The 11222-nt window shown below is 36.8% G+C and carries 10 protein-coding genes and 1 rRNA gene; 7 read left to right on the plus strand and 4 right to left on the minus strand.

The genetic code is table 11. From position 1 onward, the window contains the following. The first annotated feature begins 3 nt into the window (after nt 1-3). The 5 genes from hflC (at nt 4) to ESZ36_RS16140 (ending at nt 5556) form a co-directional block, all read left to right on the plus strand. Nucleotides 4-891, plus strand: a complete 888-nt coding sequence (gene hflC, locus ESZ36_RS16120; protein ID WP_146789754.1) for a protease modulator HflC — start codon at nt 4-6, stop codon at nt 889-891. A 118-nt stretch (nt 892-1009) separates the two neighbouring features. Beyond that, entirely contained in the window at nt 1010-1564 is a 555-nt protein-coding gene (locus ESZ36_RS16125) for a hypothetical protein (protein WP_146789798.1), read from the plus strand. A gap of 138 nt (nt 1565-1702) precedes the next feature. Next, the gene (locus ESZ36_RS16130) at nt 1703-2998 is read left to right on the plus strand and encodes an adenylosuccinate synthase (protein WP_146789756.1); all 1296 of its coding nucleotides are present in this window, start codon (nt 1703-1705) and stop codon (nt 2996-2998) included. Between the two features lie 781 nt (nt 2999-3779). Further along, nucleotides 3780-5021 (plus strand): malic enzyme-like NAD(P)-binding protein, encoded by a 1242-nt coding sequence (locus tag ESZ36_RS16135; RefSeq protein WP_146789758.1) that lies wholly within the window; start codon nt 3780-3782, stop codon nt 5019-5021. 256 nt (nt 5022-5277) lie between these two features. Then, nucleotides 5278-5556 carry a hypothetical protein gene (locus tag ESZ36_RS16140; RefSeq protein ID WP_246129133.1) on the plus strand — a complete coding sequence of 93 codons (279 nt, stop codon included), beginning with the start codon at nt 5278-5280 and terminating at the stop codon, nt 5554-5556. Here ESZ36_RS16140 and ESZ36_RS16145 read toward each other — a convergent pair. Both ESZ36_RS16145 and sthA read right to left on the minus strand, forming a co-directional pair. Continuing rightward, nucleotides 5553-6053 carry a SixA phosphatase family protein gene (locus tag ESZ36_RS16145; protein WP_146789762.1) on the minus strand — a complete coding sequence of 167 codons (501 nt, stop codon included), beginning with the start codon at nt 6051-6053 and terminating at the stop codon, nt 5553-5555. The genes ESZ36_RS16140 and ESZ36_RS16145 overlap by 4 nt on opposite strands. 82 nt (nt 6054-6135) lie before the next feature. Next, nucleotides 6136-7563 (minus strand): Si-specific NAD(P)(+) transhydrogenase, encoded by a 1428-nt coding sequence (sthA, locus tag ESZ36_RS16150; protein ID WP_146789764.1) that lies wholly within the window; start codon nt 7561-7563, stop codon nt 6136-6138. A gap of 127 nt (nt 7564-7690) precedes the next feature. Between sthA and fabR the strand changes: the two genes are divergently transcribed. After that, nucleotides 7691-8323 carry an HTH-type transcriptional repressor FabR gene (fabR, locus tag ESZ36_RS16155; protein ID WP_146789766.1) on the plus strand — a complete coding sequence of 211 codons (633 nt, stop codon included), beginning with the start codon at nt 7691-7693 and terminating at the stop codon, nt 8321-8323. Nucleotide 8324: 1 nt separating this feature from the next. Here fabR and trmA read toward each other — a convergent pair whose 3' ends face one another. Together trmA and ESZ36_RS16165 are read right to left on the minus strand one after the other, a co-directional pair. Then, nucleotides 8325-9419 carry a tRNA (uridine(54)-C5)-methyltransferase TrmA gene (gene trmA, locus ESZ36_RS16160; RefSeq protein WP_146789768.1) on the minus strand — a complete coding sequence of 365 codons (1095 nt, stop codon included), beginning with the start codon at nt 9417-9419 and terminating at the stop codon, nt 8325-8327. Nucleotides 9420-9863: 444 nt separating this feature from the next. Continuing rightward, complete coding sequence (locus ESZ36_RS16165) at nt 9864-10346, minus strand: RNA recognition motif domain-containing protein (RefSeq protein ID WP_146789769.1); 483 nt, start codon at nt 10344-10346, stop codon at nt 9864-9866. 809 nt (nt 10347-11155) lie between these two features. On the opposite strand from ESZ36_RS16165, the gene ESZ36_RS16170 reads away from it, so the two are divergent. Then, nucleotides 11156-11222 (plus strand): 16S ribosomal RNA (locus tag ESZ36_RS16170); the annotation flags it as partial.

An 11222-nucleotide genomic window follows, 5' to 3' on the forward strand; every position in this document is an offset into this window, starting at 1 on the left:
GAAATGAAGAATTTTTCCATTGCTATAATATCACTACTTCTTATCTTAGCTGTATCGTCAGTTTTTGTTATTTACGAAGGCCAACGTGGCATCGTATTTCAATTCTCAAAAATTAAGCGTGATAGTGCTACTGATGAAATGATGGTGTATGAACCAGGTTTACATTTCAAGATTCCATTTATTGAGACAGTACGTAAATTAGATGCGCGTATTCAAACATTAGATGAACCAGCAGATAGATTTGTTACTTCAGAGAAAAAAGATTTAATGGTCGATTCATTTGTGAAATGGCGCATTGTTGATTTCTCTACTTACTACTTACGTACTTCAGGTTCTGTAGATAATGCTCGTGCATTATTAAAGCAAAAAGTGAACAATGGTTTACGTACAGAGTTTGGTAACCGCACCATTAAAGAAATCGTTTCTGGTGATCGTGACGCGATAATGAGTAAAGCACTAGAAAGTGCTGCGAGTAGTCGTGAAGATCTTGGCATAGCAGTTGTTGATGTCCGTATTAAAGCTATTAACTTACCGACAGAAATAAGTCAGTCTATTTATGAGCGTATGCGTGCTGAGCGAACTGCTGTTGCTAAAGAACATAGATCACAAGGTCAAGAGCAAGCAGAGATTATCCGCGCTACTATTGATGCTAAAGTGACAGTAATGTTAGCGGAAGCACAAAAGAACTCTTTTACGGTTCGTGGTGAAGGTGATGCACTGGCCGCAAAAGTCTATGCAGATGCTTACAGTAAAGATGCAGATTTCTACAGTTTTTATCGTAGTCTTGAAGCTTATGAAAAAAGTTTTAATAGTAAAAATGATATCATGGTGGTTAAACCTGATAGCGAATTCTTCCGTTTTTTAAAAGACGGCAGTGACGTTAAAAAATAGTAATCATTGATATATAGATATTAGCCAGCATCATTGCTGGCTTTTTTATGCCTAAATTTAAGAAGGTAAAAATATGACAATAATAAAATATGTAATTGCTGTAATTGTATCATTGCCGATGGCGGCATCATTACTGGCAACAGAAGCCCCATTAGTTTCAATACAGACTCAAGATGATTTTTTTAACAATATAAGGAAACATTGCGGCAAGTCTTATGAAGGTAAGGTGACCGTAGATAATGCCGCAGGAGGGAGCTTTGCAAATAAAAAATTAATGATGCATGTACGCAAATGTACAGACAGTCAATTACAAGTACCGTTTCATGTGGGTGATGATGCATCACGTACATGGATTATCACTAAAACTGGCTCAGGATTATCATTAAAGCATGATCATCGTCAAAAAGATGGAAGTAATGATAAATCAACTATGTATGGAGGTCACACTAATGATGCTGGTTGGGCTGAGATGCAATCTTTTCCGGCAGATCAGTACTCTAAAGAGCTTTTTGTCGATCAAGGTATTCCACAATCAATCGGCAATACATGGCAAATGTTTATATACCCAGAAAAATTTACTTATCGATTAATTCGTCAAGGTAGAGAATTTAGAGTCGATTTCGATTTAACAAAGCCAATTAGCACTCCGGTTGCCCCTTGGGGTTACGATTAATTTTTAGCTAAGTTATTAACTTAATTAGTTATTTTAAGATCTGATAGAATATTAGCTTAAAAAGCTGCTTTTTTAACTTGGACTATAAATATTTATTTGGTAAAATCCTCGCCTAATTTTCTTACGAAATAGAAAAACATGGGCAAAAATGTAGTTGTTCTCGGCACTCAATGGGGTGACGAAGGTAAAGGTAAGATCGTTGACTTACTAACCGATAAAGCTAAATACGTAGTTCGTTATCAAGGCGGTCACAATGCTGGTCATACTTTAGTAATTAACGGTGAAAAAACCGTGTTACATCTTATTCCATCAGGCGTATTACGTGATAACGTAAAATGTTTAATTGGTAATGGTGTAGTGCTATGTCCTAAAGCATTAATGACAGAAATCACTATGCTAGAAGCAAAAGGCGTACCTGTACGCGAACGTTTGCTTATAAGCGATGCTTGTCCATTGATTCTTCCTTATCATAATGCTTTAGATGCTGCGCGTGAAGTTGCTCGCGGTAATAAAGCTATTGGTACTACAGGTCGTGGTATTGGCCCTGCATATGAAGATAAGGTTGCACGACGTGGTTTACGCGTTGGTGATTTATTTTGTGCAGAAACATTTGCGGCTAAACTAAAAGAAATTGTTGAATATCATAACTTCTCATTGGTTAACTACTATAAAGTTGAGCCAGTGAGTTATGAAGAAATTTTAGCTGATGCATTAGCTATCGCTGATACCATCAAAAAGATGACTGCTGATATTTCTGAAATATTGGATCAAGCCCGTAAAAAAGGCGAGTCAATCATGTTTGAAGGTGCTCAAGGTACTTTACTTGATATCGACCATGGAACTTACCCTTACGTAACTTCTTCAAATACCACTGCTGGTGGTGTTGCTACAGGTTGTGGTGTTGGCCCTCGTCATTTAGATTACATCTTAGGCATTACCAAAGCTTACACTACGCGTGTTGGTTCAGGTCCTTTCCCTACGGAATTGGATGATGAAGTTGGTAATCACTTAGGTACTGTAGGTCACGAGTTTGGTGCAACTACAGGACGTGAGCGTCGTTGTGGTTGGTTTGATGCGGTTGCAATGCATCGTGCAATTCAAGTAAATAGTGTTACAGGTTTCTGTTTAACTAAGCTTGATGTACTAGATGGATTGGAAACATTAAAAATCTGTACTGGTTACAAAACTCAAGCAGGTGATATTATCACTGTACCGCCTACGGCTGCTGAAGGTTATGATAAAATAACACCAGTATATGAAGAAATGCCAGGTTGGACTGAAAGCACTGTTGGTGCAACATCAGTTGATGTTTTACCTGAGAATGCACTTGCTTATATCAAGCGAATTGAAGAAATTACCGGTATACCAGTAGACATTATCTCTACTGGTCCAGATCGTGTTGAAACGATTATTAAAGTGAACCCTTTTCTGTAAAGGATAACTTTAGTTTCCCTTATCTAATAAAGAAAAGGGAAAGTGATTTCTTAAAAATAAAGTCCAGCTATGTGTTGGACTTTTTTTTGGAAAACTTTTAAGAATGTGATGAATAGCAATTGGACTAACTTATTGGTCACTTAACGACAATTAAAAGGCTTGTGGCAAGGTATTGATTGAATAGATTGGTTTTTCAAGAGAATATGATCCTGCATTATCTAGGAACACCATCTTTGTAACGTCCTTGTTGATATCAATAACGTCGTAAATAAGCCTTTTAAGCTCGCCCTTTGGGAGCATAATAGCAAACTGACAGCATCACAAAATCAATGATATATAAAATTACTATGTTTAGTCCGCTAGTCTAGCGCTAAGTTGGTCAATTAATTAATCCGTTGGGTATAGATATTCTAAGTGATCGGATTTCTAGATTAATTCTCTTGTATTGTCATAGTTCAATAAATAAGACTAGTTGATAGGTAATGTGTTTAAAAGGACTCTAAGTCTACTTCACCTTTACTAAGTTACATTTGTAGGTAACTACTTAGTTATAAATAGCCAATATTTATCAAATTGATATGATTTTATCGAACGCTAGCGTTACATTGGTTATAGCTTAGATAGAGGTTATATAGTAAAACAGACTTGAATTACTCTATCTATATGAAATACCATATAAGTAAGTAAAAGCGAGTGTTAATAATAACAATAATCAAAAAGACATAGCTATACTTGCAATAACAACAAAACTAACACTATTAATAACGCATTAGGAATTCTCATGACAGATCTACGCCAGCAAGCACTTGATTACCATGCATTGCCAACACCAGGAAAAATAAGTGTTTCATTGACTACCGCAGCAGAAACCAGCCAAGACTTGTCACTCGCATATAGTCCGGGTGTTGCTGAGCCTTGTCGAGAAATAGCAAACAATCCAGACGATGTTTATAAATATACAGGAAAAGGTAACACTGTCGCTGTAATAACTAATGGCACTGCAGTATTAGGCTTGGGTAATATAGGTCCTATGGCCTCAAAACCTGTTATGGAAGGCAAGTCGTTATTATTCAAACGCTTCGCTAATATTGATTCTTTTGATATTGAAGTAAAGCATAAAACGGTTGAAGAATTTGTTAATACCGTTGCTAATATAGCGGATAGTTTTGGTGGCATTAATCTTGAAGATATTAAAGCACCTGAGTGTTTCGCCATCGAAAAAGCGCTAATCGAACGCTGTAAAATTCCAGTATTTCATGATGATCAACACGGTACTGCCATAGTGACTGCTGCTGGTATGATGAATGCGTTAGATATTCAGGGTAAAGATATTAAACAAGCTAACATTGTCTGCCTAGGTGCAGGTGCAGCAGCAATAGCTTGTATGGAACTATTAATTAAGTGTGGGGCGCAGCGAGAAAAAATTTACATGCTAGATACTAAAGGCGTGGTACATACGCGTCGTAATGATCTAAACGAATATAAAAAACTTTTTGCTAACAATACAGATAAAAGAACTTTAGATGATGCCATTGAAGGCGCTGATGTTTTTGTTGGTGTTTCAGGTCCTGATCTTTTATCACAAAAGCAAGTAAAAGCTATGGCAGATAAACCAATTATCTTTGCTTGTTCGAATCCAGACCCTGAAATAAAACCTGAGCTGGCTTTGGCAGCTCGTGATGACTTAATTATGGCTACAGGCCGATCTGATTACCCTAATCAAGTTAATAATGTTTTATGTTTCCCATTTATTTTCCGTGGAGCATTAGATGTACGCGCTCGTACTATTAATGATGCTATGAAGATAGCAGCGGTACACGCCATTAGAACACTTGCCAAAGAACCAGTACCTGCAGAAGTACTTAAAGCAAGTTGTGAGAAAGATCTTAGCTTTGGTAAGGATTATATAATCCCTAAGCCTATGGATCCTCGTTTGTGTAGCGCGGTTGCAAAGGCTGTTGCCCAAGCAGCAGTAGACTCTGGTGTTGCTGCGTTAGACATGCCAGAAAATTATATGGCATAGTGATTATTGACTACTAATAAGACAGGTAAATATTCACTTAATCTCTATTAGTCTTTGATTATTTTGACAACAATAAAAATAAAGGTCATGGTATGAAAATTACCATGGCCTTTTTTATTGGACAATTATTATGAGAAAAACATTCACGCTATCATTATTAGTAAGCATTATACTCCCAATATGTTTACTAAGTTGCTCGCAAGCTAGTCACAATCAACCTCAAGCACAAGACAAACTCAAAGAAGGAACTAGTCAGGTGATAGATACAAAAGAGCAAGCTTGGCAACAAGTCACCGTGAACTTCTATGATTTTGAAGGCGGTTTTTATGGTTTAACTTCTAAAACTGGAGATAAGCTCTTACCAATGAACCTCGCCAAGCAATATAAGTTAGCTGGTACAGTACTTAAAGTGAAAGGCGAGATCATCAAAGACATGATGACTACTCAACAGTGGGGCCAGCCATTTAGAATTACCAGTATTGAGTTAATTAAATTAGGACAAAAGTCTGAAAATAATAAAGGAGCGGAGTACTAAGGTTGTTTACAGGATAAAGGCTGGTTAAATAGAGTTAGTTGGCTTTTACCTTCAATAAATTGAACTTGATACAGCATTTGGTACTCTTTCTCTGTTAATTTTTCTACTTTCTGCTCGCTTAGTAATTGAGTCAGTTCAGGAGTAGTATTACTATGTCCAACAATTAGTGCATTTTCTTTGTGCGCTTTTAAATGCAAAGAAAACTGTTCAAGTTGTTTAGGGTCATAATTCTTGATGGTAATGTTTTGTCTGCTTGATAACGGTGCTGCTGTCGACATCGTTCTTTGGTAATTCGTACTATAAACAGATTTTATATTCGCTGTACTTAGTAATTTCGATAATTGTTTTGCTCTTTCCTCGCCACATTGTGTTAATAGTGGATTTTTACTATCAGCTTGCTTTTCAGCATGTCTCACAAGATAAAGAGTAAAGTTATCAGTTGCTAAGCAAGGTTGTAACAATAATATACTGGCAATCATTAAGCTGAATTTTTTCATAGTGTATTTTCTTCAAGTAAGAGAAGGTTACTAGCATGATAAATATTTAGTTATCATGCTAGTAAAAGGGACTTAGTTATTATTAAAATAAACGATTTAAACCGTTTAAGGCTGCAACGCGGAATGCTTCAGCCATAGTCGGATAATTGAAGGTTGTTTCAACAAAATATTCTATGGTATTTCCACCATTTGTTTGTTGCATGATCGCCTGGCCGATATGAATAATTTCAGCCGCATTTTCACCAAAACAGTGAATGCCTAGAATCTCTTTGGTCTCTCGATGAAAGAGAATCTTTAAAGAGCCAACCAAATTATTGGAAATTTGTGCTCTGGCAAGATGTTTAAACTGCGCTCGGCCAACTTCATAAGGTATTTTAGCTTCTGTGAGCTCTTGCTCAGTTTTGCCAACAGAACTAATTTCAGGAATAGTGTATATACCTGTGGGAATATCAACAATTAACTTAGCTTTACTACTGCTATCAACCATTGCAGAAGCGGCGATTCGACCTTGGTCAAAAGCAGCACTCGCTAAACTTGGGTAACCAATAACATCACCCACCGCAAAGATATTGTCTACTTCTGTTTGATAACATTCATTTACTTTTAACTGACCACGACCATCTGCTTTTAAACCAGCAGCAGCGAGGTTTAGATCGGCAGTATTACCTGTACGACCATTGGCAAAAAGCAAACAGTCGGCGCGCATTTTTTTACCCGATTTCAAATGTACTATTACTGCATCTTCACTGGATTCAACACGTTCAATTTCTTCACCATGTCGGATGACAACACCGCTGTTCCATAAGTGATAACTGAGTGAATCTGACATTTCAGTATCTAGAAAAGACAGTAAACGTTCACGAGTATTAATTAAATCGACTTTTACTCCTAGCCCTCTAAAGATAGAAGCATATTCACTACCAATAACACCGGCACCATAAATAATGACATGTTGTGGAGCATGCTTGAGACTTAAAATACTGTCAGAGTCATAAACACGGGGATGCTCAAAGTCAATATCATCAGGGCGATAAGGTCGTGATCCTGTAGCAATCATAATTTGTTTAGCTGAAATTTTGTCTACAGAACCATCTGGGTGCAAGATGCTGATGGTATGTGCATCAACGAAGGAGGCTTGTCCTTGTATATGTTCCACGCGATTGCGGTTATAAAAACCACTGCGTAAGCTAACTTGTTTTTGAATTACAGCTGAAGCATGACTTAAGATATCTTGAAAGGTAAGTTGCTTTACTTGACCGTTTTGATTAAACAGTGGGTTTGAATTATATTCAATTAAACGACTTACTGATTGGCGTAATGCTTTTGACGGAATTGTACCCCAATGAGTACAACCACCACCAACTTGATGGTAACGTTCAATAATAGCAACTTTCTTGTGGCGCTTAGCAAGATTCATTGCCGCACCTTCTCCACCTGGACCTGTACCTATGATAATTACGTCATAATCAAAACCTTTTTCTACAGTCTTGCTTGTTTTTGATTTAACCAAAAGTGAGCCCTCGTATTTATTTAATATAAAAATATAGCAGTATTTTATCAGAACTAAAACTGACAATATTGAGCTAATTCAGTATTATGATAATAATATTGAATTTATGTCATAAAGAGCCTGTTAGATGAGTGGTGTAAGAGCACAACAAAAAGAAAAGACCCGTCGTCAGATAATTAATGCAGCTCTAAATCAGCTTAGTGCGGAGCGTAGTTTCTCTAGTTTAAGTTTACGTGAGGTCGCAAAAGAGGCTGGCTTAGCGCCGACATCTTTTTATCGCCACTTTTCAGATATGGATGAATTAGGGCTAACTTTAGTGGATGAAGCAGGTTTAACGCTCAGGCAGTTAATGCGCCAAGCAAGACAGCGTATTGCTAAAGGTGGCTCTGTTATTCAAATATCAGTACAGACTTTTATGGAACTAATTGAGAGTAATGGTAATATTTTTCGGCTGTTGTTACGTGAGCGTTCAGGTACCTCTGCAGCTTTTCGTGCTGCTGTAATACGAGAAATCCGTTATTTTACTATGGAGCTTTGTGATTATCTTCAAAAAGCGAATCAGCTTGAAGCTGATGTTGCATACATGCAGGCTAATGCTGCGGTGACTATTGTTTTTAGTGCTGGTTCGGACGCACTTGATATAGAAGATAAAGCGGAACGTGATCAATTAGTTCAACAAACAATTCAGCAATTACGCTTTATTGCTCGTGGTGCTCTTGAGCTAAGTGATCGTCGTAAAGTATCTAGAAAATCTCGTTAGTTTACTTCCTCGTTAGTATTACACCTGTTTCAATATGGTCGGTGTAAGGAAACTGATCAAATAAGGCAAACTTATCAATTTGATGTGTTTCTACTAGCAGCGCTAAATTATCTTTCAAAGTCTCAGGATTACACGAAATATAGATAATTTTATTAAAACGTCTAACTAATTCAACGCTGTCTCTATCTAATCCAGCACGAGGCGGATCTACTAACACTGTGTCGTAGTTATAAGTTGTTAAATCAAAGTCTTCTAAGCGTCTAAATTTTCGTTCACCATTCATAGCTTGACTAAATTCTTCACTAGACATACGTACAATATCTATATTATCAATACCATTCTTACTAATATTTATTTGTGCAGAACGAACAGAAGTTTTCGATATCTCAGTACCCAATACTCGTTCAAAGTTTTCAGCAAGAGCGATACTAAAGTTACCATTGCCACAGTAAAGCTCAATGAGATCGCCTCCGGCATTTTGTGTTGCTTGCTGAGCCCATAAGAGCATTTGCTCATTAACACCTGCATTTGGTTGAGTGAAACTGTTTTCTACTTGTTGATAAACATAGGTCTTGCCTCCAACGTCCAAAGACTCCATCACATAATCTTTATCAACAATAATTTTCTGTTTCTTTGCGCGACCAATAATATCCACAGGAGCAATTGTTGATAGCTGAACTTTTAGCTTTTCTGCCTCAATTTGCCAATTATCTTCCAATGGCTTGTGATACAGCATACTAATTAATAATTCACCACTGAGTGTAGATAGGAAATCGACTTGAAAAAGCTTAAAACGCAATTCACGTTGATCTTTGATTGTGGCAAGTAAAGCTTTCATCGCGTTGTTAATTAACTCGCTGGCAACAGGGAAGTCATCTACTCTAAATTTTTCCTTAGTTTTACTATCAAACATGATGTAATAAAGATCATCACCTTCATGCCAAACCCTAAATTCTGCTCTTTGGCGATAATTTAATGGCACTGATGGATATAAGTCAGGAGCTGGTAGGTTGAAGTCACTAAATAACTTAGCCATATCTTGTTGTTTTTTTGATAATTGCGCATCGTAATTATCCGGATGAATGTGACTAAACATGGAAGTGCCTTGTATAAAGAAAGAGAGATTAGAATAACAGCGCGAATTTTACTATCGACTTAGCTTTTGTCTAGCTCTTAATCAGTCTATTTTATAAATAAGCCAATATTAACTACTTTACTTAACTATTAGTCATTGTTACTGATAAATAGTTATAAGTGTAAGAAACTAGTAGGGCGGCTATATTACTAATTTTGAAGAGGTGACTCAGAATGTATTGACGTTTGTCCAGTCAAGTCTTCTATTAGGTAAATGATAGGAGAAGACGAAGTAACTTAAGCCCGCTTATCCTTTATAAAGCTGTTTGAGCTATTGCAGCAAAATACAGAGTAGTCTTTAAAAACATAAATTGATGTCTTGGCGATAAGTAACCGTTCAACTTTAGATTTAAAGTAATAAAAAAGGCCGCTGTTATAGCGGCCTTTTATTATATAAGTTGTAGCGTTAGTCGTCTTGATTGTTATCTTCAGTTCGCTCAGGGCGTTCCTTTGCTTCTCTTACTTTCAATGTACGTTGCTGAAACTCTGTATCGTTCAATGCAGAAATTGCTTTGTCTAAATCATCAGCAGCCATTTCAACAAAACCGAAACCACGACGTTTTCCTGTATGTTTATCTTTCATTAAACGTACAGAATGTACAGAACCATGTTCTGAGAAGAGTTCTCGTACTGAGGTTTCATTCGCTCTATAAGGTAAGTTACCAACATAAAGGGTTCTAACATCCTCATCCGAAGCAACAGTGCTGCTGGCTGTAGATGAAGCTGGGTTGGCTGAAGGACTACCAGTAAGTAAAGGTGCGAGAAATGCACTAACAAATACTAAACTAGCAATAAGGATAGAACTAGCCGGTACGGCAAAAGTGACAATATAAGCGATGATGGCAAAAGCAACAGCAATGATGACTGTTTGTAACGTTGGAGACTTCATATAAAGATACCTAATTATTATTTTAATAAACTAATTTAACTGCTTGAATATAAGCAAATAGCAATTCTATGGTACGCAGCTTTTTATAATGTGCAACTATCAAGTGCAAAGTTTATGCAATTAATCTGCTATTAAGGAATAATTTTCAATAATTTCCACTTGTATAGTTGTTTAAATGAACGTGTTGCCTTTTAACTGAACGAACGATTCAATAAATGCAATTTTATGTGGGAAAGGTGTTGACCAAAACTGAAAGCTCTCTATAATGCGCTCCAGTTCCAAGGGGTTCACGCAAAATGAATCATCAACGAACTGTTTTGATACGTTATCTACCCGCTTTAGCGAGAAATAACGTAAGTTAACATCAAGTTTTAAATTTTTTTTAAAATAATTTAAAATAAACGTTGACATCAAAACTCGGAAGCGTATTATACGCCTCCTGCTTCGGGGCAATAGCAACGAGCAACGCAGATTAAGTTCAACTTAATTTGCTTCAGATAAAGAGCGAATGCGACTCTTATCTACTTCTACTTAAGCCAAATGCTTAGTGTATGAAGTTCTTCTTTAACAATTAGTTATCATGCAATTTGTGTGAGCACTCACATTAATGTTGTTTTACATAGTTTTTACTTTTCGAAGTAAGAACAAAAAAACGCTTAATGAATGATGTTCATGCAAATAAATATAGTTACGTATCTTTAGTTAGATGTGTAGCGACTATGTAATGCGCTATTTACTTCGGTAGATAGCACGACAGAATTCATTGAGCAGTAACACATCGCTTGCGATGAGGTTACACAAACGATTTTTAATTGAAGAGTTTGATCATGGCTCAGATTGAACGCTGGCGGCAGGCTTAACACATGCAAGTCGAGC

Source organism: Colwellia demingiae, from assembly GCF_007954275.1.
GTDB classification, from domain to species: domain Bacteria; phylum Pseudomonadota; class Gammaproteobacteria; order Enterobacterales; family Alteromonadaceae; genus Colwellia; species Colwellia demingiae.